The 23,017-nt window shown below is 48.5% G+C and carries 20 protein-coding genes and 1 tRNA gene; 17 read left to right on the forward strand and 4 right to left on the reverse strand.

Annotation, left to right across the window (positions count from 1 at the left end):
• Nucleotides 1-2 precede the first annotated feature (2 nt).
• The 4 genes from tpiA (at nt 3) to OIK42_RS09070 (ending at nt 1,601) form a co-directional block, all read left to right on the forward strand.
• Nucleotides 3-737, forward strand: a complete 735-nt coding sequence (gene tpiA, locus OIK42_RS09055) for a triose-phosphate isomerase (protein WP_273639885.1) — start codon at nt 3-5, stop codon at nt 735-737.
• A gap of 12 nt (nt 738-749) precedes the next feature.
• The gene (secG, locus tag OIK42_RS09060) at nt 750-1,103 is read left to right on the forward strand and encodes a preprotein translocase subunit SecG (RefSeq protein WP_273639886.1); all 354 of its coding nucleotides are present in this window, start codon (nt 750-752) and stop codon (nt 1,101-1,103) included.
• Between the two features lie 13 nt (nt 1,104-1,116).
• Nucleotides 1,117-1,202 (forward strand) — tRNA-Leu (locus OIK42_RS09065).
• 180 nt (nt 1,203-1,382) lie between these two features.
• Nucleotides 1,383-1,601 (forward strand): DUF6500 family protein, encoded by a 219-nt coding sequence (locus tag OIK42_RS09070; protein WP_273639887.1) that lies wholly within the window; start codon nt 1,383-1,385, stop codon nt 1,599-1,601.
• A gap of 189 nt (nt 1,602-1,790) precedes the next feature.
• Here OIK42_RS09070 and OIK42_RS09075 read toward each other — a convergent pair whose 3' ends face one another.
• Nucleotides 1,791-3,440: a diacylglycerol kinase family protein gene (locus OIK42_RS09075; RefSeq protein ID WP_273639888.1), complete on the reverse strand. Its 1,650-nt coding sequence runs from the start codon at nt 3,438-3,440 to the stop codon at nt 1,791-1,793.
• A gap of 213 nt (nt 3,441-3,653) precedes the next feature.
• On the opposite strand from OIK42_RS09075, the gene OIK42_RS09080 reads away from it, so the two are divergent.
• From OIK42_RS09080 to OIK42_RS09110, 7 genes are all read left to right on the forward strand, one after another.
• Nucleotides 3,654-4,190, forward strand: coding sequence for a DUF2878 domain-containing protein (locus tag OIK42_RS09080; RefSeq protein ID WP_273639889.1), 537 nt, complete (start codon nt 3,654-3,656; stop codon nt 4,188-4,190).
• A 2-nt stretch (nt 4,191-4,192) separates the two neighbouring features.
• The gene (locus OIK42_RS09085; RefSeq protein ID WP_273639890.1) at nt 4,193-4,879 is read left to right on the forward strand and encodes an SDR family NAD(P)-dependent oxidoreductase; all 687 of its coding nucleotides are present in this window, start codon (nt 4,193-4,195) and stop codon (nt 4,877-4,879) included.
• Nucleotides 4,880-5,097: 218 nt separating this feature from the next.
• On the forward strand, nt 5,098-5,640 hold the full coding sequence (locus OIK42_RS09090; RefSeq protein WP_273639891.1) for a hypothetical protein: 543 nt from the start codon (nt 5,098-5,100) through the stop codon (nt 5,638-5,640).
• Nucleotides 5,641-5,996: 356 nt separating this feature from the next.
• Nucleotides 5,997-7,493 (forward strand): sodium/proline symporter PutP, encoded by a 1,497-nt coding sequence (putP, locus tag OIK42_RS09095; RefSeq protein ID WP_273639893.1) that lies wholly within the window; start codon nt 5,997-5,999, stop codon nt 7,491-7,493.
• Between the two features lie 13 nt (nt 7,494-7,506).
• Nucleotides 7,507-8,616 (forward strand): glutamate 5-kinase, encoded by a 1,110-nt coding sequence (gene proB / locus OIK42_RS09100; protein ID WP_273639894.1) that lies wholly within the window; start codon nt 7,507-7,509, stop codon nt 8,614-8,616.
• Complete coding sequence (locus tag OIK42_RS09105; protein ID WP_273639896.1) at nt 8,613-9,860, forward strand: glutamate-5-semialdehyde dehydrogenase; 1,248 nt, start codon at nt 8,613-8,615, stop codon at nt 9,858-9,860. Before proB ends, OIK42_RS09105 begins: the two co-directional genes overlap by 4 nt.
• Nucleotides 9,861-9,989: 129 nt before the next feature.
• Nucleotides 9,990-10,877 carry a mechanosensitive ion channel family protein gene (locus OIK42_RS09110; protein ID WP_273639898.1) on the forward strand — a complete coding sequence of 296 codons (888 nt, stop codon included), beginning with the start codon at nt 9,990-9,992 and terminating at the stop codon, nt 10,875-10,877.
• 27 nt (nt 10,878-10,904) lie between these two features.
• On the opposite strand, the gene OIK42_RS09115 is transcribed toward OIK42_RS09110, so the two are convergent.
• The gene (locus OIK42_RS09115) at nt 10,905-11,447 is read right to left on the reverse strand and encodes an HNH endonuclease (RefSeq protein ID WP_273639900.1); all 543 of its coding nucleotides are present in this window, start codon (nt 11,445-11,447) and stop codon (nt 10,905-10,907) included.
• 234 nt (nt 11,448-11,681) lie between these two features.
• Here OIK42_RS09115 and pnp point away from each other — a divergent pair, with 234 nt between their 5' ends.
• Together pnp and OIK42_RS09125 are read left to right on the forward strand one after the other, a co-directional pair.
• On the forward strand, nt 11,682-13,793 hold the full coding sequence (gene pnp, locus OIK42_RS09120; protein ID WP_273639902.1) for a polyribonucleotide nucleotidyltransferase: 2,112 nt from the start codon (nt 11,682-11,684) through the stop codon (nt 13,791-13,793).
• Between the two features lie 114 nt (nt 13,794-13,907).
• Nucleotides 13,908-14,204: a DUF1244 domain-containing protein gene (locus OIK42_RS09125; protein WP_273639904.1), complete on the forward strand. Its 297-nt coding sequence runs from the start codon at nt 13,908-13,910 to the stop codon at nt 14,202-14,204.
• A 15-nt stretch (nt 14,205-14,219) separates the two neighbouring features.
• Here OIK42_RS09125 and cdd read toward each other — a convergent pair whose 3' ends face one another.
• Nucleotides 14,220-14,657, reverse strand: coding sequence for a cytidine deaminase (gene cdd / locus OIK42_RS09130; RefSeq protein WP_510166951.1), 438 nt, complete (start codon nt 14,655-14,657; stop codon nt 14,220-14,222).
• Nucleotides 14,658-14,738: 81 nt separating this feature from the next.
• Between cdd and nlpI the strand changes: the two genes are divergently transcribed.
• A complete protein-coding gene (nlpI, locus tag OIK42_RS09135; protein ID WP_273639905.1) occupies nt 14,739-15,617 on the forward strand; it encodes a lipoprotein NlpI in 879 nt (292 codons plus the stop codon).
• Between the two features lie 4 nt (nt 15,618-15,621).
• A complete protein-coding gene (locus tag OIK42_RS09140; protein WP_273639907.1) occupies nt 15,622-17,118 on the forward strand; it encodes a tetratricopeptide repeat protein in 1,497 nt (498 codons plus the stop codon).
• On the opposite strand, the gene cysZ is transcribed toward OIK42_RS09140, so the two are convergent.
• Nucleotides 17,115-17,873, reverse strand: coding sequence for a sulfate transporter CysZ (cysZ, locus tag OIK42_RS09145; protein ID WP_273639909.1), 759 nt, complete (start codon nt 17,871-17,873; stop codon nt 17,115-17,117). The two genes, OIK42_RS09140 and cysZ, sit on opposite strands and share 4 nt — an antisense overlap.
• Nucleotides 17,874-18,112: 239 nt before the next feature.
• Between cysZ and smc the strand changes: the two genes are divergently transcribed.
• Together smc and zipA are read left to right on the forward strand one after the other, a co-directional pair.
• The gene (gene smc, locus OIK42_RS09150) at nt 18,113-21,586 is read left to right on the forward strand and encodes a chromosome segregation protein SMC (protein ID WP_273639910.1); all 3,474 of its coding nucleotides are present in this window, start codon (nt 18,113-18,115) and stop codon (nt 21,584-21,586) included.
• A 126-nt stretch (nt 21,587-21,712) separates the two neighbouring features.
• Nucleotides 21,713-22,963 carry a cell division protein ZipA gene (zipA, locus tag OIK42_RS09155; protein ID WP_273639912.1) on the forward strand — a complete coding sequence of 417 codons (1,251 nt, stop codon included), beginning with the start codon at nt 21,713-21,715 and terminating at the stop codon, nt 22,961-22,963.
• Nucleotides 22,964-23,017: the final 54 nt, after the last annotated feature.

A 23,017-nucleotide genomic window follows, 5' to 3' on the forward strand; every position in this document is an offset into this window, starting at 1 on the left:
CTATGCGAAAGTCTATCGTAGCAGGAAACTGGAAAATGAACGGAAGCCGTTCATTAGTAAACGAATTTTTTACGCTCATGGATGGCGTGAATAAGCAGGCGGTCGAGGTGGTTATTTGCCCTCCGGCTTGCTTTATCAGTGACTTTCAGGGCGTTGACTTTGCCCTCGGTGGCCAAACCATGAGCGAACTTGATAATGGCGCTCATACGGGTGATATTTCCGCAGAAATGTTACTGGAACTTGGCTGCAGGTATGTCATTGTTGGACATTCTGAAAGACGTGAAGATCACGGTGAGACCAACGACATGGTAGCCGCCAAAGCGGCAAAAGCCCTGGCAGCAGGCCTGACACCTATAATTTGTGTTGGTGAGTCGCTGCAAACCCGGGAAGCGGGTGAGTTGGAATCATTTATTGCGGCGCAATTAGATGCACTGACAGCAACACTGTCAGCCAGTCAGTTAGCGCAGGCAGTAATAGCTTATGAGCCGATATGGGCCATTGGTACCGGTAAAACGGCCAGTCCCGAGCAGGCACAACAGGTACATGCATTTATTCGCAGTCACCTGGCTGCATTCGACAGCAACGCGGCAGCGTCTTTACCGTTACTGTACGGTGGCAGCGTGAATAGCGCGAATGCGCAAGAATTATTTGCTCAAACTGATATAGACGGTGGTCTGATTGGTGGAGCTAGTCTGAAAGTTGACGAATTTAGAAAGGTTTGCCAGGCGGCAGGCTAACGAGGGTATAAAATGATTTATCAAGTGCTTCTGGTTGCGTACCTTATTGTCGCACTGTTGCTAATTGGCTTTGTGTTGATCCAGCAAGGAAAGGGTGCCGATATGGGCGCGTCTTTTGGTGCCGGCGGCTCAAGCACCGTATTTGGCTCAGGCGGTTCGGGCAACTTTATGACCCGTACTACGGGTATCTTAGCCACGTTGTTCTTTGTCATCAGTCTTGTTTTAGGTAGCATTACTGCACAGCGTGAAAAAGCGCCTGATGAGTGGGAAAATTTAGAAGTACCAGCAGTTGAGCAAACTGTTCCTGCGGACCAGGATGTACCGGCAGTACCTGCAGAGCAGGACGACGTACCACCGGGACATTAATTCAACAAGTTTTGCGGAAGTGGTGGAATTGGTAGACACGCCATCTTGAGGGGGTGGTGAGCATAGCTCGTGCGGGTTCAAGTCCCGCTTTCCGCACCAATTATTAAAGCCCGTACGGTCAAACGTACGGGCTTTTTTGTGTTGACGTATACCTCGTCCGCGCAGGTGTAGCTGCGCTGGCAGCTGTGGCCGTATTAATTGAAGCGCGTACATACCCGGAATAACGGCAACGTGTGCACAATTACTCGGTTATAAGCCAAAGGGAGTGAGGCTGATGCGATGAGACAATCTCTGCGAAAAAAGATAATACAGGTGTGTAATTCTAAGATTTCAGCAAAGGGCGCTAACGTCGGACTGTCATTCTATGCTTTCTTTGCGAATAAGAATGAAGACCCGGAGTTACTGATGGAAGCCGCGACATGGTGGATACAGACCCACCAACTGGACCACTTCGTTAAAGCGCGTGTTATTAAAGCAATGGTAGAGGCTGGGCTTTAGCCCTTTACCGTTAGTTGTTGCGCCCGCTGCAACACGACTTTGTTGCACTGGTCAGTATTCACTGTTGTCGTTTGGTACCTGGCTGGAAACACCAACACGCGGGCTGCTTTACAATGTAGCCTGAACGTTAGTGTCTCCCGGTTATAACCTTATTATGGCCAGCCAGCGTCAGCGTGGCGCCGTTTTGCATTAATTTGGCTGAACGATTTCTTGCGTGGCGCTGAACCGCTCCTTATCTACCAGCAATAAAAGACTTTTCGGCTGGGTTTCTATGCTGACTGATTGTCCCTTGTAGGTTTCACCGTCAATGACATAGGTCGTTTCGCTATCGAGTTCAACGCAGACTTTCTTCACCTTACGATGGTTAATTTTGTCTGATGAACGTTTGGATTCGGCATTACTGAATACCAGTTCGGCCACGGTAAATAATGGCTGCTCATTGTCATCGGCATTTAACCAGGTGACATCTAGTTCACCGTCTGTCATATCGGGCAAATTGCCGCCCTGGGCCAGCGCCGTACTTAACGGGGCGGCATTGGCGACGACGAAAGAAGGTGTAGTCAGCGAACTTGTATCATCGTCCAGGGTCACTTTTATCTGCATAGGTTCATTGTTGTTCATGGCTTTCCACAGGCCCGACAAATAGGCCATCTGACCACCACTGTCTTTTTCTTCCCGGTCGGCATGTTCAATCATTTTAGATTCAAAACCAATGGCCGCAACAAGCAGCATGAGCCGATCGTTGCATATCGCAGTATCCACCTTACGGTAGTGTTGCTGGCAAATAATCTCACAGGCGCGGGTGACAGGACTCAGCGTACTGCGCATGCCATAAATGACCTGGCTTAGCGCATTGGCAGTGCCAAGTGGGATAACCCCCAGCACTTTATTGTATTTGATTGCGGTTTCGGCAACTTCACTGACGGTGCCATCGCCGCCACACGCAATCAAAACTTCATCACCCGCTGCAATGGCTTGTTCAGCCATATAGCTGGCATTGAGATTGGGGGTTGTCTCGTAAATGGTTACCCGAAAATGATTGTTAAGATAAGACAGGATTTCCTCACGATTTTCTGGCCATTTACCGCCACCGGCAACGGGATTTGCAACAATAGCGAGTTGTCTATTGAGTTTTAACCGGCCGTTTTGTTTCACTGTAGATAAGCTTTTTAACTGATGTTTGTTTAGTCTTGCCGTTGCGCGGATTGATTGTATTTTATTCATTACATCAACAATCGACAGCGCATCATCCCGAGCCAGAAGGTACGCAGCCATCACCAGCACTGACCGTCCGCGCCCCAACGCACAGTGAACCAGTGCTTTGCGGCCATCTTTTAAATGCTGATCCAGCCAGTTTATGGCCAGGTGCAGTTGCTCAGAGGTAGGGCTGGCGTGATCAAGCACCGGGATATTAAGGTAGTCTACGTCGTAACGATAGGCCGACCAGTCAAGACCATCAAATTCCGCAGTGACATCTAAGATACAGTCTATGCCTTGTTCTTTGAGGTGTTCAACGTCGGCACTGACTAATCGGGTACCTAAATACAGTTGGTCTTCTATTTTCTGAATGTTCGGTACTTTGTCGTTTTTACGCTCAAAGTAATTGTACAAGCGAGCGCCCAGTAAGAAAGGGATAAATAACCACCTTACAAACCAGGGGATCCGCCCGTCTTGTTGTTTACGGAACAGTTCAGGGTAGTTAGATATGTACGCAAAACTCACCAGCATCAACGAAGCACTGCCCCACCATAGCGGGATATCAAGCCACCATATCGGTATAACAAAGGTTAACAGACCGAGGATCACGGCGGCTAATACGTAATACTTCACCATTTTCATAAACTTGTTCCTTATTTCGCAGTGAACTCACTGGCTGTTTCGTCGTATCTACATTACGTACTGCGATTACGCGTACTGCGTGTTGCGATGAATAACGTACCTTACGGTTATCCCGGGAAAAACCGAACAGGTGTTTTTAACCTGTTTTGTGGTCTTTCCAGCAAGATAGGATACAAATAGTGTGCCGAACACAAAACAACAGGAGTCTCGCCTTTGCAAAAATTCATTAATTTTGCCGGGTTTCAATTATTGTGGTGGTTGCTCATTCTGGGACAAAATCAATATGCCTGGCTGGCACTGGTGCTGCTTGGTGTTCACGTTGCACTCAGTGGCTCCGTACAAAAAGAAATTTTGATCCTCCTCGCTGCAGGGGTGATTGGTACCGCAGTAGACAGCGTGTTAGCACTGTCTGGTGTGTATATCTTTTCTCCCAGTCCGAAAATATTACTCATTCCATTGTGGTTATCCTGCCTGTGGTTGGCTTTTGCTGCCACGCTGCGCCACAGTCTGAGCTATCTACGGCATAAATACGGGTTAGCCGCACTACTTGGCTGTATAGGCGGGCCAGCCAGCTATTTGGCTGGCATGAAACTCGGTGCGGTTCAGTTTGGCCCCGGTGTTTTTGTGGTGATGGCACTACTGGTTGGCATATGGGCATGCCTTATGCCTCTACTTTTTTACATCAGTAATGTTATTGAAGCGCGATTTGATGCCTTAACCGTATCTACCGCAGATAATAAAAAGGAGTAACTATGACACCCATTGCAATGGTCACTGGCGGCAACCGTGGAATTGGCCTTGAAATTGTAAAAGGGCTTCTCAAGCTTGGCTACAAAGTGCTACTGGTAGGCAGGGATGAAGACAATACAGAGCAAGCTGCTGAGGAATGCATAGGTGACGTTCACCCCATCGTTATGGATCTGTCCAGTACTAACGCCATCAGCGACGGTGTTGTTCAGGCGCAGGCTGTGTTCGGCGATATTGATATTCTGGTCAATAACGCCGGTGTTATGTTTGACCAGGACGTCACCGAGTTACCTGAGCAGGATTTACAGACAGCGTTTGATGTGCATGTTAAAGCGCCTGCGCTTCTGACAAAAACGCTGTTACCGGCCATGATAGACAATAATTACGGGCGAATTATCAACGTGTCCAGCGGCTGGGGGAGCTTTGCTGAAGGGCTTGAAGGTCCGCCTGCCTACGCAATCACTAAAGCGGCACTCAATGCGTTAACCGTAAAAACGGCGGCACAGATCCCGGCCGGTAAAAATGTCACGGTTAATGCAATGTGTCCGGGTTGGGTGCATACCAGAATGGGCGGCAGCGATGCGCCACTCAGCCCCGAAGAGGGCGCCGATACGGCAGTATGGCTGGCTGGTCAGGACAAGGGCGGACCAAACGGGTTGTTTTTCCGTCAGCGCAAGCCGATAAATTGGTAGTTTGCACCGTGAAAAATTTTCATAGTGCCGGGTAGACTCGTTGTGTATAGGTCACTCGTAGTTCGGATATTTCAACTGTGATAATTCGTAAGTTATTAAATAATTTATGATTTTTGAGTTGGCTTTAGTCTTGCTTCCAACCAGTAGCGACAAGAATATGTGCGCGGGAAAATAATTACTGCATGTAGTCTTAATTATTGGTTGGTAAGGAGCATAGAGTGAATACATCAAGTGTTACAACCGGGAGCGTGGCCCGTCGACCACACCAGCGAAGTTACACCCGGCCTGAGCCTTCTGTTGTGACTGTTGGTGTGATCGTATTTGAATGGAATGACAGTATCCGCAAACGAATACAAAAATTGGGCAGTGTGTTAGGCCAGGCAGGTATTAAGTTACAGCTGTTAACCTACACAGACATCCACCAGTGTGACGATAAAACACAGAGCCTGGATGGGGTAGTAGTGCAGATTGTCGCCGCTGCCGGACACGTTGAGAAGCAGCGGTTTGATGCTATTTTGCAGCACCATCAACAACAGGTATTTGGCTCCCATGCTGTTATTGCCGCGTTTAGCACCGACGCGTCAGGTGGCGGTGAGGTTGAAGCGGCTATCGATCTGAGCATGAAAGCTCACAGTCGCCGCTGCGAGTGGCTTGGTCTGGTCGACAGTGAGCCGGAACACAGACAATTTAGTCAGTGGTGCACTGGTATCGCAATGCGGGTCAGACAGTCTGTTAAGCGTAATACAGTACTGGCCGCATAATGTTCAATTTAAGGTATGAATCAAATGTTTAGAGCCGTAATAAAAATGTCATTCTTATGCGATGGAACTAAATTCAGCAGGTTAACAGGTGTTTTTTGATTGAACGTCTTATAAACCTAATTCTTTAAATATATCTTCAATAAAAACATATGCTTAAATTGAATTATGATGTTTTTGAAAAGTGTATATTTTGTCGTTAAGATTTATTTATTTTAGACAAGTAGCTGTTTATAAAGAGATTAGTGATTTTGTTGGTGACACCGCAGGTTGTAATTATTTTTTAAATTAGTATAATTAGACCTCAAATTAATATTTAGATTTGACAATCTTACATAACATAAAGGCAGTTTATCTGTATGGCATTTGAAAGTTATATATCGTTGGCTATCTATTTCGCAGTGATGCTGGGTATTGGTTTGTTCGCCTACCGGCAATCGACAAGTGATATATCCGGGTACATTTTGGGCGGGCGGCAGGTGAGCCCGCAGGTAACTGCATTATCTGCCGGGGCCTCAGACATGAGTGGCTGGATGCTAATGGGCCTGCCAGGCGCGATGTTTTTAACCGGTTTCGATGCCATGTATATCGCGATTGGTCTGGTGGCAGGTGCGCTGGCTAATTATTTTCTGGTCGCACCGAAGCTTCGTGTCTATACCGAAGTTGCGGACGACTCGTTAACGGTTCCCGAATTTTTTGCTAAACGGTTTGGTTCGTCCACAGCGAGTGTGCGCATCGTATCCGCGGTAATCATTGTACTGTTTTTTACGTTGTACACGTCGGCGGGTCTGGTAGCCGGCGGTAAGTTATTTGAAAGCGCGTTTGAATTAAGTTATCAGACCGGGTTGGTTGTTACGCTAGCTGTGGTTGTGTCATACACGCTGTTGGGCGGCTTTCTGGCGGTTAGCATGACTGACTTTGTACAGGGCTGCATTATGTTTGTAGCGCTGGTGCTGGTTCCGGTAGTGGCGTTTACAGAGTTTGATAGTTTCTCACAAATGAATGGGGCCGCATTAGCGTCGGTACCGTCATTAGGTGAATCCTGGCAACAACTCACCGTCCTTGGTTTGGTGTCAAGTCTGGCATGGGGACTGGGTTATTTTGGTCAGCCACATATCATTGTGCGCTTTATGGCTATCCGGTCGGTAAATGCCATCAGCACAGCACGCAACATTGGGATGTCATGGATGCTGGTAACTATTATCGGCGCGCTGGGAACTGGCTTTGTGGGTATAGCGTATGCCAACCAGTTCGGTTTGGTGGTCGATGATGCCGAAACAATCTTTATTTTATTTTCACAAATATTGTTTCACCCACTCATCAGTGGATTTTTAATGGCGGCAATTTTAGCAGCTATAATGAGTACCATATCATCGCAGCTATTAGTGTCGGCAAGTTCATTAACGGAAGATATTTACCGGGTTGTCAGTAACAAAGAAGCAACCCAAAAACAAACGGTAGCCATAGGTCGCTACGGTGTAGCAGGGGTCGCCATTGTGGCACTTGTTCTGGCGTGGGATTCGTCTAATTCGATTCTGTCGCTGGTGAGTAATGCCTGGGCTGGCTTTGGTGCAGCATTTGGACCTCTGGTACTGTTTTGTTTATACAAAAAGAATTTAACACACAAGGCCGCACTGGCAGGGATTATAAGTGGCGCCGTCACTGTTCTGTTTTGGATTTATGCCCCCGTCCTCGACGGCGGACAAGCTCTAAGCAGTGTGATGTACGAAATCGTGCCGGGTTTCATTGTTAGTTCGCTAACAATCTGGGCGGTTAGCGTGTTCAGTGAAGAGCCACACGCTGATGTGCAGGCCAAGTTCAACGAAACTAATAAAGTCTTAGCAGAATTATCTTAAGGTGATAAGAAATATGAATCGCTCAAATTGGAAACGCATCGTAGTTAAGGTCGGTAGTGCATTGATAGCGCCAAACCGCCAGGGGTGTAGTAGTCATTATTTATTAAGTATTGCGCAGTTTATCGTGCGCTGCAGAAGTCAGGGCATTCAGGTTGTGCTGGTGTCATCGGGTTCGGTCGCAGCTGGTGCACACCAGTTCCCGGAGCACTCAAAGAAAAACATTGCAGTGAAGAAAGCCATGGCTGCTGCCGGACAAACCGAAATGATGGCAACCTGGGATCGGTTGTTTGACTTTGCCACGGCGCAAATTCTATTAACCCATGCCGATCTGCGCGACCGTGAACGGTATGTCAGTATTCGTGAAACAATCTTTAGTTTGTTGGATCACGATGTGTTGCCCATCATTAACGAAAACGACACCGTCACCACTGATAAACTAAAAGTTGGTGACAACGATAACTTGTCGGCAATGGTGGCCACAGCCGCCGATGCTGACGCTCTGATTATCTGTTCTGACGTAGACGGATTGTACGACAAAAATCCGCATAAACATGATGATGCAAAATTGTTGTCATGGGTGGATACCATTGACGAGAAAATTTTTGCTATGGCTGGCGGCGCCGAAGAAGGCGGTGTTGGCACTGGCGGAATGCGTACCAAGGTTGAAGCTGCTGAAAAGGCAGTGTCGCATGGTATTGATACCTTTATTATCAATGGTTTTACCGAGCTGTCGTTTAATTTGATGCTCGAAGGCCAAAACCCGGGTACGCATTTCCAGGCACACGAAAAGCCGATGAAAGAAAACGTTCACTGGATGACGCATACGTCAAATGCGCAGGGTGAGGTCGTCATTAAAAAGGCGTTTACTGACTCACTCGACGAGAGTGTTGATACCTTAACCAGTAGCGAGATCCTCGACGTTAAAGGCGAGTTTTCGGTGGGTGATACCATCTTAGTGCGTCGGGAAGATGGCCAGAAACTGGCTAAAGCAAGATCAAATTACAGTAGCTGTTTGTTGAACTTCATATCGAGTGAAGGCAACCAGAAGTTTGCATCGGAATTTGAAGAAAAGACCGGTCCAATTATTTCAGAACAGCACATAGCCGTATTGGAGAACAAATGAGTTTAATAACGCAAATTGCGAAAGATACTGCTAACGCGGCAAAGACGTTAGCAATTTTAGATGAAGCAACAAAAAATAAAGTGCTGGCTGATATGGCCAGTGCGATCCGTAATAACCAGGCGGATATCATTGAGGTAAACATCAAAGAAGTGGCCGAAGGTAAGAAGAACGGTCTGGATGATGCCATGATTGACCGTCTGACGCTTACGCCGGCGCGTATTGAGGATATGGCCGCGGGTATCGAAACCATTATTGAGCTAGCGGATCCGGTGGGGCAGGAGCGTTCGATCACCAAGCGCGACAATGGCCTGGAGATCAACAAAATGCGCGTGCCACTGGGCGTAGTGTGCATGATTTATGAAGCGCGTCCTAACGTAACAGCAGATGCGGGTGCGCTGTGCTTCAAATCAGGTAACGGTGTGATTTTGCGCGGTGGTAAAGAAGCGCTGCAAACGAGCCTGGCCATTGCCGGTTTACTGCAGCAGGTGCTGCGTGAGCATAAATTACCGGAAGCCCTGATCAGCGTAATTCCTGATCCAGACCGTGCACTCATGCAGGAGCTTATGGAACAGACCGACACCATCGACGTGATAATACCGCGTGGTGGTGAGGGCTTAATCCGTTATGTCACTGATAACAGTAAAGTACCGGTTATTCAGCACTTTAAAGGGGTTTGTCACCTTTATGTCGACAAAGAAGCCGACCTGGACATGGCGATGGCGCTACTCATCAATGGTAAAACCCAGCGTACCGGGGTGTGTAATGCACTGGAAGGCCTGGTAGTGCATGAGGCCGTTGCCGGCGATTTTCTGCCGCAGGTTAATAAAATGTGCCAGGAAAAGGGCGTGATTGTTCATGCCGATAAGGCCGCAGCAAGGTTTTTCGACAATGCTGATGTCATTGGTGATGATGAATTTGGCGAGGAATACCTCGGCCTTGAAATTGCTATTCGCGTGGTTAAAGACTACGATGCGGCGCTTGCCCATATTCATGAGTTTGGTAGTCACCACACTGAGGTGATTTGTACCGCCAACAATGATACCGCCAAGCACTTTCAACGCGCCGTTGATGCCTCAGCAGTGATGATCAACGCGTCTTCGCGCTTTAATGATGGTAGTCAGCTGGGTTTAGGTGCAGAAATTGGTATTGCAACCACCAAACTTCATGCGTATGGTCCGATGGGACTTGAATCACTGACAACCGAAAAATATGTGGTTAACGGCACCGGCCAGGTGCGCGAATAGCCCGGTAGCCTCCTTAAACGGCGCTAACTGTGAAGTTTGCGCCGTAAAGTTGCAACCCTAAGTCCGGAAGTCAATAATAAAGTCCACCGTTTATAACGGTGGGCTTTTTTGTTAGAGGATATTTAGAACATGGCGATAAACGAGTTTATCGACAAAAGCTGGGTAATACTGCTCCACTATACCCAGTCATACAAATTGCTAACGTCAATCGCACTTATTATTGTGTTTTTGGCGGGCAAGCGAGTGGTCATAAAGTTGCTGCGCCGGCAGGGCAAAAAGCATGGTGACGACCGCCGTCATTCCATCAACACTATTGATCAACTCGGTAATGCGGTATTACTCGCGCTGCTGTTGATGCTGTGGGCCGCCGAGGTGCAAAATCTTGCGCTGTCTATTGCCGCGTTTATGGTGGCAATTGTGTTTGCGACCCGCGAGATGATTCAGTGCTTTTTAGGTTTTATTTACTACATGACCACCCGTCCGTTCAGAGTTGGTGACTGGGTCCAGCTTGGCGAGCATGTGGGTGAAGTGGTGGAAATGGACTGGGCTAAAACAACCTTGCTGGAAGTGGATGCTGAGCATTATGGTTACACCGGTAAACATGTGTACGTGCCTAACAATCAATTGATGATTCAAGTGGTTAAGAATCTCAACTTTCTGCGCCGTTATCGACTGCATGAATTTCAGGTTACCGTAGAGCCACTGGTGAACCCTTATTCGCTGTTACCGGAATTCAGAGAGCTGGCTAATCATCACTGCGACCATTTTCGTGATGTCGCTGAACGCTACAAGAGCTGGATTGAGCGAAATCTTGATGCGGAATTTATCAGTATTAACCCCGTCATCGATATTGAAACCAATGAGCTGGCAAAATTTGTTGTGAAAATAGGCTTATTTTGCCCGTCAGATGAGTCCTTATATCTGGAAGAAAAGATCCGTTCCGACTGGTTAACGCTGTGGTTTGAGGCTGTCCAGCGGCAACAGATGAAAGGGACTTTAGCGCCCCTGGTCAGCTAACACCGGGTGGTAAATTGGGTCGGTGTGTTACAGCCAGTTACGCTTAGTGCTGAAGTGATGGCTAAGAAAGTCCATTTGGTCAGCCAGTATACGCCGGTTCATCAGGTAAAAGCGTTCGTAAAGATTGGGCTCGAAAGGCACTGCCAGTAGCGGCATGCGGGCCTCTTCCGGGGTTCTGGCGCCTTTTTGGTGATTGCAGCGGGCACAGGCCGTGGCAACGTTTTGCCAATGGTTGCGACCACCTTGTGAGCGCGGAATAATGTGGTCTCTGGTAAGCTGACTTGACCGGTAGCGGTTACCGCAATACAGGCAAAGATAGTTATCGCGGCGAAACAGATAACGGTTGTTGAGGGCAATTTTACCGTACTGGGTGACCTGTCCATCACAGGCTATGATAGAGCTTATTCGCATTTGACTGCGCTGGCCCTGGTTGTTCCAGCCGCCTAATAACGTGCGGGACTGGTGGCCGAGTTCAAAAAGGACCTTTTCCTGTGCATAATAACGCGCGGCCTGGTAGATGTTCAGCCAGTCTTGCGGCGCACCTGCTTTATTGAGTCGTAAAATTAACATATCCGTTTCTCAATCAATCCGTTACCGGTCTGTTATACCAATACTGTTACGAATGAGTATGACAGATAGATGAAAACGTGCCATGTAATTAAGCAGATAACGACGATGTAAAGTAAAATCGGCAATTTTTTGCAATACAAGTGATTAGTTATTGGTAAACATAGGTCTACGCCGCTATACTAAGCGCCGCGTTTAAAAGCGAAGAATTGTAAAGAAAGAAATAAAGGACAAATAGTGACTCCTATTACAAAAACATTCCAGTATGGTCAACATACTGTAACTTTAGAAACGGGCGTAATCGCCCGTCAGGCAACTGCCGCAGTATTAGCCAGCATGGATGATACTTCAGTACTGGTCACCGTGGTTGGTAAAAAAGAAGCCAAGCCCGATCAGGACTTTTTCCCATTAACTGTAAACTATCAGGAAAAAACCTACGCAGCAGGTAAAATTCCGGGTGGTTTCTTTAAACGTGAAGGACGTCCGTCAGAAGGTGAAACACTGACTGCACGTCTTATCGACCGTCCAATTCGTCCATTGTTCCCAGAAGGGTTCAAAAACGAAATTCAGGTTGTTATCACGGTTGTTTCAGCTAACCCCGATATCCCCACTGATGTGATTTCAATGATTGGTACCTCAGCGGCACTGTCTATTTCAGGCATTCCGTTTAACGGCCCAATCGGCGCAGCACGCGTTGGTTATACCGATGGCGAATACATCCTGAATACGCGCACCAGCGAACAGGAAACCAGCGAGCTGGACTTGGTTGTTGCCGGTACCGAAGGTGCGGTATTAATGGTTGAGTCTGAAGCTGACATATTGTCAGAAGAAGTGATGCTGGGTGCCGTCATGTACGGTCACGAACAGCTACAAACCGTGATAAGTGCCGTTAACGAATTTGCTGCAGAAGTTGCGACCCCTAAGTGGGACTGGCAGCCGCCTGTAGAAAATACCTCGTTAAAAGATAAAGTTAAAGCGCTTGCCTTAGAAGGCATGACTGCTGCTTATCAAATCTCTGACAAGTTAGAGCGTAAAGACGCCGTGACTGCAGTGACTGAAAAAGCGGCCGCAGAGATTATTGCTGCAGACGAAGAGCAAGACGAGAAAGAAGTACTTGAGCTGTTACACGAACTGGAAAGTGACGTTGTTCGTTCACGTATTCTGGCTGGCGAGCCTCGTATTGATGGTCGTGATCCGACCATGGTTCGTGCTCTGAATGTTGCCACCGGCGTATTGCCACGTACTCATGGCTCTGCTGTATTCACCCGTGGTGAAACGCAGGCACTGGTTGTTGCAACCCTGGGTACTGAGCGTGATGCACAGATGATTGATGAGCTGGCCGGTCGTCGCGACAGCCGCTTTATGCTGCACTATAACTTCCCTCCTTACTGCGTGGGTGAAACCGGCATGATCGGCTCACCTAAGCGTCGTGAAATCGGCCATGGTCGTTTGGCTAAGCGTGGTATTCAGGCGGTAATGCCAAGTGAAGAAGAATTCCCGTATGTTGTTCGTGTGGTTTCTGAAATCACTGAATCTAACGGTTCATCTTCAATGGCGTCTGTTTGTGGTACGTCACTGGCGTTAATGGATGCTGGTGTGCCAATTAAGGCCTCTGTTGCGGGTATCGCGATGGGTCTGGTTAAACGCGATGATAACTTTGTTGTTCTGTCTGACATCTTAGGTGACGAAGATCACTTAGGTGACATGGACTTTAAAGTAGCGGGAACCACCGAGGGTGTTACGGCGCTGCAAATGGATATCAAGATTGAAGGTATCACTAAAGAAATCATGCAGATCGCCCTTAAGCAAGCCAAAGAGGCGCGCTTACACATCTTAGGTGTGATGGACCAGGCACTTGGTGGCCACCGTGAAGAAATGAGCGAATTCGCACCGCGTATTTATACCCTGAAGATTGATCAGGACAAAATTCGCGACGTTATCGGTAAGGGTGGTGCAATGATCCGCGCTATTACCGAAGAGTCTGACACCAACATCGAAATCGAAGATGATGGTACCGTTAAGATCTTCGCGACCGAGCGTGCTAAAGCTGACATCGCCATTAAGAAAATCGAACAGGTTACTGCAGAAATCGAAGTAGGCAAAACCTACCACGGTAAAGTAACCCGTACCGTTGACTTTGGTGCCTTTGTTGAAGTATTGCCAGGCAAAGAAGGTTTGGTGCATATTTCACAAATCGCCCACGAGCGAGTGAATAAAGTGACTGACTACCTGACCGAAGGTCAGATGATAGACGTAAAAGTAATGGAAATCGATCGCCAGAACCGTGTACGTCTTAGCATTAAAGAACTGTTAGAGAAGCCTGCTAAACAGGAATCGTCTGACGAATAATGCACAGTCAGCCTAACCACATCTGAGCAGGTGGATAAATAAATTCACTTGCAACAATGGTCAGGAATACGTACAAAAGGGGCTTAATTGCCCCTTTTTTATTGGAGTTTAAAGATGAACAAATCAGTGCAAACTGAAGTAGAAGCGGCTGTTTTCAGACGCTTAATCGACCATCTCGATGCGCACAAAGAGGTGCAAAACATTGAGCTGATGATCCTTGCTGACTTTTGCCGTAACTGCCTGGCGAAATGGTATAGCAAAGCCGCAGCCGACAAAGGTGAAAGCGTCGACTACGATGAAGCGCGTCAGATTGTGTATAAAATGCCCTACAGTGAGTGGAAAGATAAATTCCAACTGCCGGCCACACCTGATCAGCTTGCGGCGTTTGAAGCTAAGCAGCAACAAAAATAACCAGGCTTAAGCCGGTTAATCTTGTTCTTCGTCAAGAGGAAAGACATAAGCGTGGGGTAATAGCTCGGCCACGGTGGTTGTCGTGCACTGACCTTGGTTGGTCATCATTATTACCGGTGTTTCTGCGCCGGCGAACTCGGCTATCTTTTGTCGGCACCCCCCGCAAGGATAGCAGTATTCGTCGTTAGGACTGACAACGATTATCTGTTGAATTTGCGTGGCGCCCTGTGTCACCATGGCGCCAATGGCCGAAGCTTCTGCACATTGTCCGAGGGGATAGGCGGCGTTTTCAACATTACAGCCACTATAGACCTGTCCGTCGTTGGCTATAATCGCCGCGCCGACACGAAACTTAGAGTAGGGGGCATGGGCATTTTTCTGAGCGGCTAGTGCGGCTGTTTTTAATTGTTGTAACAATTTTGTTTCCTTTCTGGTCGTTATTTTTGTTTTAATCCCATTCTGGAATACGTGTTCAGGATTGACATCTGTTATAGTGAACAATACCACGGCGAATAGGAATGAATTATATTTACCATGCTTAGTCGATTGAGTCTTATTTTTTTTGTAATAGTGTTGTCGGGATGCGCTCAAACGGTCCCTGAATCGCGGCAAACCGAGATGGGTAATCTGCTCGTTCCCGAGCCTGCCCCTGTGAGCATGCGCTCTCAGGTTGCCATCGCCCGTTTTGGTCAGATTTTAGAAAATGCCGAGTTGAACGACGATGACAAAGCCCAGCTTCATTTTCAGCGTGGTATGTTGTACGACAGCGTTGGTCTGGGGGGATTAGCGCAGTTCGACTATAATCGCGCCATCACTCTCAAACCCGATATGGCAGAGGCCTATAACTCTCTTGGTGTGCATATGGTACAACAGGAGCAGTTTAGCCGTGCCTATGAAGCCTTCGATTCGACCCTCGATATCGATCCCGATTATGATTTTGCTTTTTTAAACCGCGGTATCGCGCTTTATTACGGTGGCCGTCCTGATTTGGCAATTAACGATCTTAATGCTTTTGCTGAGCGCGCACCTGAGGACCCATTCAGGGTGTTGTGGGCGTATTTTGCCGAGCAGGAACTTTCTGCCGAAGCGGCCAGAGCGAGCATGGCTGAGCGGCGCCAGCGCTTACCAGAAAGTCACTGGGCTACTACCCTGGTCGACTTGTTTTTAGGCACAAAAAACGAAAATCAGTTGCTCGATTCATTGCTTAGCGGCGTCAAAAACGAAAAAGAACTGACCGATCGCTTATGTGAGGCTTACTTTTACCTCGGCAAATACCATGAGGCAAAAAAGCAGCCCGGCGTAGCCTCCAATTACTTTAAATTCACATTGAGCACAAATGTATTTGAGTATGTTGAACATCGTTACGCACGACTGGAACTACAACGCATAAGGCAAGCTTCGGCTACAGACTAACGCAATGATGTTCAGAGCGACCTGTATAGCGGTATTTACGTCTCTCACCATAGCTGCCGACAGTGGCCATTTGCCATCGCAGTTGCTGGCCAACGCTGAGCGAGCCGCTGAACCAGCACCATTGTTATGGGTAGCGGTACAAGCGGGGAGTCAGGAAGCCAGGGCGCGTCTGCTTGCGCAGGCTGAAGCAAGCGAGGATGAGTACTGGCTGGAAAAACTCATTCAGGTCGGGTATTCCCCCGCCGCATTAGAACTGTCGCGCCTCAAAGAGGATCCGCGCCTGTCGGGCCGTTTGGTCAAGCTTGCAGCGCGCGGTGGTGTTGCCGAAGCACAGTATGAATACGCGCTGATCCGCGATGATTATAAGCATCGGGAAACCTGGTTAACCGCTGCTGCTGAGCAGGATTACTTTATTGCTCAGACAGCGTTAGCTGACTGGTATTTACTCCATGATGCGCAGGCGAAGGCAGAACCCTGGTTAGTTAAAACCGCCGCCAGGGATAGCCAGAGTGCCTATCAGCTGGCCTTTATTCGTTGGCAACAAGGCAGCGAGAATGAAGCGTTTGAGCTGTTCAAACAGGCTGCCCAACAGGACCATGTTGAAGCACAACGGGTGCTGTCCGTGTTAAAGCAATATCAACCGGTGTCACTGAGCGCTTTAGCCGAAACGCCAGCCGCAGAATATAGCAACGTTAGCTGCAAACAGCGTATTCAACCCTTTGCAACGGGCCTGGCCGAAATAGTGCAAGCGAACCGCATTTACCAACAATATCAGCAGGATAAACGACTCAGTCAATTACCTCTTTGCGTTGAAGAGCCGGTTTGGCTGGAGCGGCAGGCGCTCAACTGCAATGCTAACTGGCAGGGCCAGGGCCGGTTAGGATGCGATATAGCAGCGCTGGATGAAGTCACGCAGGCAAAGGGTTTTACGCATGCCGTGATCCTGGCAAAATCCGGCAAAGCGAATGTCAATAATGGCGTGATGTATCTGGATGTCGGTGATACCTACAGTGTGTTTGTCCATGAACTGGCGCATTTTGTTGGTTTTGTCGATGAATACCCGCTGACGCGTGAACTGGCTCGCGAATACTGTCAACGCAAGACGGCGCCAAACCTGGTGTTTTTAGGCCAGATAACCTATGCGCCACTGAGCAATATAGACTTCTGGGAAACCTTTGAATATCCGGTAAGCTTATATCCGTCACGTACCTGCAACAATATAGGCGTTAAAAGTTACAAGCCCAGTGAGCGCATTACGTTTATGGAAAATCACGATGCGCACTATATTCCTCCCCTGTATTTGTCGATATGGCGACAGCGTCTGCAACAACGCAGCAGCCAGCGCCCTATCGCGATGAACTTTTTTCAACACTATGAAAAGGCAGGGAATATTCCTAAAGCCGCATACTGGCTGGATGTGTTGCGCCAACAACGACGCGAACCAGACCCTATTGACGACGCGCCAACCGCGGCCAATGCAGCACGCAAGCTAAGCGATTAACCGGCTGATACCCGTGGTGAGAGCACATCATCACGGTATTCGTTCACCCACATTGCAGTGGCACCACATATGGCAACCGGCATCACCAAAAAGTTAATAATGGGGATCATTGCCATAACATTGACTGCGATGCCAAAGGGGTAGCTCAGCCCTTTGCGATTACCCAGGTGACTGCGCATTGTGGCAAAAGGCACTTTGTGATTGTCAAACGGGTAATCGCAGTATTGTATTGCCATCATCCAGGCACCAAATAAAAACCACAATACCTGGCCGACAACCGGTAAAATAAAAAACAACAATAAAAAACCGATAGCCCGCGGCAAGTAATAGATAAACTTAGTGACTTCGCGGCCCATCGTGCGCGGTATGTCTTTGATAATTGCCATAAGGCCTTCATCACCCAACGATTGGCCGGTAAGGTGGCGCTCGACTTTTTCGGCTAATAAGCCATTGAACGGGGCAGCAATCCAGTTCGCTAAGGTGCCAAACAAGAGCGCGAAGCTCAGTAAAATGCTAATCACCGCCAATGGCCAAAGCAAAAAGGTAATAGACGTTTTTAACCAGCCCAGAAAGTCGGGAATAAGGCCGGTAATGTAATTTACCCCGACTTCTATCTGACCAATCAAAAAGTAAAATGCCACGGAAAATAGCAGCAGATTGATGGTCAGTGGCACAAAAACAAATCGTTTTAACCCCTTGGTAGTGATCAAGTCAAAACCCTGGCCAAAATAACTCATACCACTTCGTTGTGCCATTTGAACTCCTGATTGCTGAAAATAAACAAGAAATAACCCTGATATGGCGTACCATACCTTACTGTGCACAGTATAAAATGCCAGACTACGGCTGTGAAATCCTAATTGTTACAGTCCATGAACTTTGTTACATTCAACCTATAATAACAATTCGAAAGTGCGCAACGTGAATTCTTCCGTAACGACGTTTACGACAGATCCAGCAGTAACTTACGCTCTCAAAGACAGGGTGGGTTAGCGTGCGGCTAAAGAAAATCAAACTTGCTGGTTTTAAGTCTTTTGTTGACCCAACCAGTATCCCCTTTCCCGGCGACATGACAGCTATTGTTGGTCCTAACGGCTGCGGCAAATCGAATGTCATTGATGCCGTGCGCTGGGTATTAGGTGAAAGTTCAGCTAAAAACCTCCGCGGTGATGCCATGACCGACGTTATTTTTAACGGATCGTCAGCCCGCAAACCGGTTGGTCAGTGCAGTGTTGAATTGGTGTTTGATAATTCCAGCGGTCGTATTGCCGGGGAATATGCGAAATATAACGAACTGTCGATCAAACGCCTTGTTACGCGCGAGGCGGTGTCGACGTATTTTCTGAATGGCAGTAAATGTCGGCGCCGCGACGTTACAGACTTATTTTTAGGCACAGGCCTTGGCCCGCGCAGTTACGCCATTATCGAACAGGGCATGATTTCCCGTCTGATAGAGTCTAAACCCCAGGATTTACGGGTATTTATTGAAGAAGCCGCGGGCATATCCAAATACAAAGAACGCCGCCGCGAAACGGAAAATCGTATTCGCCATACGCAGGATAATCTAGAACGCTTAGAAGATGTTCGCAGTGAGTTGTCGCGCCAGCTTGAGAAGCTGCAACGTCAGGCATCGGCCGCCAGACGCTATACCACGTTGAAGGCCGAAGAGCGCAAATTAAAAAGTGAACTGGCGGCTATCCGCTGGTTAAAGCATGATGATCATCTGCAAAAGTTACAGCAACAACAACAGCAACTGGAAACCGACATTGAGGCACTACGAGCGCGCCAGCGCGGTGACGAGGCGGGCATCGAAAAGTATCGTGATGTACAGCAGGTGTGCAAAGGCAAACTGGATGCGTTGCAACAGCAGTTGTTTAAAGTGAGTGCCGGTATTTCGCGACTTGAGCAGACCACGTTACACAACCAGCAAAGACGTCAGCAAATTAGTCAGGAGCTCAGTGACGCTAACCGTCAACGCGAGGAGTTAGCCGCGGAGCAGGAAGAACTCACCAGCCAGACTGAAGAGCAATCTGCGACATTGCTCGAACTCGAACCTGCTTACGAATTAAAAGAGGCCGCCTGCGAACAATTAGAGGTTACGCGTAACCAGGCTGAAGAGGCTTTACAAAAGCATCAGCGCGAATTTCAGCAAACCGATCAAAATTACCATCAACTCAAACAACAGGTGCACACCCAGCACAGTAAAATTCAATCGCTGCTGCAAATGCAGATGCGCACGCAACAGCGCATTGGCGAGCTACAGCAGGATATTAAAGAGTTTGACGACGCTGATCATGCGCAGACGATTGCCGGGTTGCAGACTGAGTCAGAGCAGGTAGCCGAACAGCTTTTGAGCGTTGAGGAGAGTGTTAACGAGGCGACGGAAAGTCTCAAAGCGCAGCAAGCTGAACATGCCGAGCAGCAGCAAAAACACCAGGCGCTCAATGCAACCTTGCAGCAACGTCAGTCTCAGCTTGCTGCTCTACAAACCCTGCAGCAGGCCAGCAGCACGGTACAGGACGAAATAGACGGTGTCGCACCATTATGGCAGTTTCTTGAGCCCATTGATGGCGCGGCACCGTTACTTGAAAGCATATTGCAACAACTGGGGGATGCTCGCCTTGCCAGCGATGTATCAAAAGAAAGCTTAGCAGCCATGCAACCGCAGCTGGCCGCGGGGGTGAGATATTTTTCGGCGGCAGAGTTAACCAGCACAAAGCGCGCTGGTACTGCGGCGGCGTTAGTCAGCAATGCACAGGTTCCCCGATGGTTTAACTCTGTGTACATTGCCTCGACAACCGACGAAGCACTTGAACGCTTGTCGGCAATCGATGAGCTGGCTGCCGTGGTGACCCATGATGGGCAGTGGTTTGGCGCTGACTGGTATAGCTTTGGCCAGCAGGATAAAGAGCAGGGCGTACTGCAAAGAGCCCAGCAAATTGCCACGTTACAGGCGGAAACAGACGAATTAACCAATCAGGTCGACAGCGCTGAGGATCGCGTCAGGCACAGCGCTGAACAAATCGATCAGGCCCGGCAACTGCTCAATACGCAGCAGGCACAATTAAACCACTATCACAGCCAGCAACAGCAAATTAAAAGCCGCATAAGCTGGGTGACTGAGCAACAGGCGCAACAAGCACAAAAGCAGCAGCGTTTAAACGAAGAGCTTTCACGTCAGCAACAACAGCTGGAAGATGAAGCCATGCAAATGGCCATGCTTAATGACAGCCTTGAAGAGCTTGAGATTCAGTTATCAGAGCAGCAGGAAAATCAGGCCCGGCTGCAGGATCTGCAGCAAGGACTTGAGCAGCAGGTGAATAATCATCGCAGTCAGTACGAGCAGCATATGCGCGAATTGCATGAACTTGCGCTTAACAAACAGCGGTGTCAGAACCAGCAGCAATCGTTACAGTCACAACTGCATCGTGTCGTACAGCAGGCACAGACACTGAGCGGGAGAATAGACGCCTTAACCGAAGAGGGGCAGGCACTGGAGCAACCAGCCCACGAGCATCGCTCACAACTGCAGGATCTACTCGAGGAAAAAGCGCAACTTGAATTGCAGCGGGCAACACTGCAAGAAGAACTTGACCATGCCGAGAGCCTGCTAACCGAGGCAATGCAGGGTCAGCAAGGCCTGATAAGTGATATCGCCAAGCGGCAGGAAAAGCTCGATAGCTTTAAAATTGAGGCTGAGGGCTACCGGGTGCGTGGCACCGCCATTCTTGAACAACTGAACGATTTAGGTGTCACACTTAAAACAGTGCTGGAAACCCTGCCCGGTGAAACCAGCGAATCGCAGTGGCAGGATACACTGGAACAAACGACTGCAGCCATAGGTCGTTTAGGGGCCGTTAACTTAGCGGCGGTAGAAGAGTATGATGTACAGGCCGAGCGCAAAGCCCATTTAGACACCCAGTTTGATGATTTAAATGAAGCCCTGGACACACTGCAAAATGCCATTCGCAAGATTGATCGTGAAACCCGTTCGCGCTTCAGTCAGACCTTTGAGCAGGTGAACGCCGATTTGCAGTTGTTATTTCCTAAGGTGTTCGGCGGTGGTTCGGCGTATTTAGCCTTAACAGATGATGATTTACTTGAGACCGGTGTGACAATTATGGCGCGCCCGCCGGGTAAGAAAAATAGTACAATTCATTTGCTCAGTGGTGGAGAAAAAGCATTAACCGCTTTATCATTGGTGTTTGCGATTTTCCGCCTGAATCCGGCGCCGTTTTGTTTATTGGACGAGGTTGATGCGCCATTAGACGATGCTAACGTGGGGCGATTTTGTAATTTGGTTTCGGAAATGTCGAAATCGGTACAGTTTATCTACATCTCACACAATAAAATTGCGATGGAGATGGCCAGCCATCTTACCGGTGTTACCATGGCAGAGCCAGGCGTCTCGAGAATGGTGGCTGTTGATGTGGATGAAGCGGTATCGATGGTAGAAGCAAGTAGTTAATGTAGATTAGTCACGCGCCGGCTAAACATTGTTTGTGGCGCGCTGAAGAGAGTAAAAGGTAAGGGTAGTTAGTCATACTGCCGTAATAACCAGGAAGACGATAAACCAATAGGGCGAAAGAAGTCGATGGAAGAAGAATTACGTTTGTCATTGTTGCTGCTAGGTGGTTTTTTTATCTTTGGTGTGTTGGCGCATGGCTTATGGAATATCCGTAAAAATAGCCAGGCCAAACGTCCGCAGCGCCGCGTGGAACCCGAGGATTGGCAGCACAATAGCGCCGATGAACAAGACGCCGCAGAAAACTCACAGGGTTTTGATGAATATGGTGTGGGTGAGGTGCGTGTAGTCAATACCGACATCCCGACTTCAACTGACGATGACGCGGATGAAGACGCAGTTAACGACAGCGAGGATGATCACGCCCACACGGTGCAGTTAAGCGCCGGCGAAAACGAGCACGTCTCATCAATGGCAGATGCCGAGCCGGCAACCGCTGCTGAGCAACGCGCTATAGAAGCTGAAAAAATCTATGCATCAGTGGTGTCTAACCCTAAGCCTCAGTTTGCCAAAGGTCACCCTGACAGCGTGCCGGATTCTGTACCGGCACCACCGGCGTTTTTGCTAAAAGAGGCAAATGAAAACGCTGAAAAAGCGCGCCCGATGGCCGACGAGTCGGCCGGCCAAACACCGAAGCATACCCCGGAAGATGACTTTTCTCTTGATGTTCAGGCGGCACCAGAGTCTGTCGATGCACGCAAGGAGCCGGAGGCAATTAATTTGTCTGACCAACAGTCATCCAACCGCAAAAATGCGGCTAAAAAGCGTCCTCGCCAGGGCAGCCGTCGTCGCCAGGAGCCAAACTTTGGTGATGACGAGCAAATGCAAATTGATTTTGATGATTCGGCAAAAGCCGCTGCGTCCGACTCGACAAAGGGTCCCCAGGTAGAGCCTGAAGTGCTCATTTTAAATGTCAGGGCGCCGGAAGATGCGCCTATCAGTGGTGCTGCCTTGTTACCCATGTTGTTAACCCTGGGATTTAAGTTTGGTGAGCAGGATATCTTTCACCGTCATGTGAACTCCAATGGTAAAGGCCCGGTATTGTTTAGTCTGGCTAATATGTTTAAGCCGGGAAATTTTGATATTGATAACCTCGAAACCTTTACCACCCGGGGTATATCATTGTTTATGCTGTTACCTATTGAGGGCGATCCGCATCAGGTTTTTAATATGATGCATAACGCTGCCAGAAAGATTGCCGATGAATTTAATGCGCAGGTACTTGACGGACGACGCAGCGTACTGACTAAGCAAGGACTTCAGCAGTATGTTGAGAAAATTCGCGACTTTGAGCGTAAGCGTATGATTGCCAAACAGTAATACAGGCTTTTTTAGATTAAGGACGGCGCCAGGACGAAGTGATTCGTGCTGGCG

It is taken from the genome of Alteromonas gilva (assembly GCF_028595265.1).
GTDB classification, from domain to species: Bacteria; Pseudomonadota; Gammaproteobacteria; order Enterobacterales; family Alteromonadaceae; genus Alteromonas; species Alteromonas gilva.

Coding starts and splice junctions, on each gene's coding strand:
- tpiA (WP_273639885.1), top strand. CDS start 3: ATGCGAAAGTCTATCGTAGCAGGAAACTGGAAAATGAACGGAAGCCGT.
- secG (WP_273639886.1), top strand. CDS start 750: ATGATTTATCAAGTGCTTCTGGTTGCGTACCTTATTGTCGCACTGTTG.
- OIK42_RS09070 (WP_273639887.1), top strand. CDS start 1,383: ATGAGACAATCTCTGCGAAAAAAGATAATACAGGTGTGTAATTCTAAG.
- OIK42_RS09075 (WP_273639888.1), bottom strand. CDS start 3,440: ATGAAAATGGTGAAGTATTACGTATTAGCCGCCGTGATCCTCGGTCTG.
- OIK42_RS09085 (WP_273639890.1), top strand. CDS start 4,193: ATGACACCCATTGCAATGGTCACTGGCGGCAACCGTGGAATTGGCCTT.
- putP (WP_273639893.1), top strand. CDS start 5,997: ATGGCATTTGAAAGTTATATATCGTTGGCTATCTATTTCGCAGTGATG.
- proB (WP_273639894.1), top strand. CDS start 7,507: ATGAATCGCTCAAATTGGAAACGCATCGTAGTTAAGGTCGGTAGTGCA.
- OIK42_RS09105 (WP_273639896.1), top strand. CDS start 8,613: ATGAGTTTAATAACGCAAATTGCGAAAGATACTGCTAACGCGGCAAAG.
- OIK42_RS09110 (WP_273639898.1), top strand. CDS start 9,990: ATGGCGATAAACGAGTTTATCGACAAAAGCTGGGTAATACTGCTCCAC.
- OIK42_RS09115 (WP_273639900.1), bottom strand. CDS start 11,447: ATGTTAATTTTACGACTCAATAAAGCAGGTGCGCCGCAAGACTGGCTG.
- OIK42_RS09125 (WP_273639904.1), top strand. CDS start 13,908: ATGAACAAATCAGTGCAAACTGAAGTAGAAGCGGCTGTTTTCAGACGC.
- nlpI (WP_273639905.1), top strand. CDS start 14,739: ATGCTTAGTCGATTGAGTCTTATTTTTTTTGTAATAGTGTTGTCGGGA.
- OIK42_RS09140 (WP_273639907.1), top strand. CDS start 15,622: ATGATGTTCAGAGCGACCTGTATAGCGGTATTTACGTCTCTCACCATA.
- cysZ (WP_273639909.1), bottom strand. CDS start 17,873: ATGGCACAACGAAGTGGTATGAGTTATTTTGGCCAGGGTTTTGACTTG.
- zipA (WP_273639912.1), top strand. CDS start 21,713: ATGGAAGAAGAATTACGTTTGTCATTGTTGCTGCTAGGTGGTTTTTTT.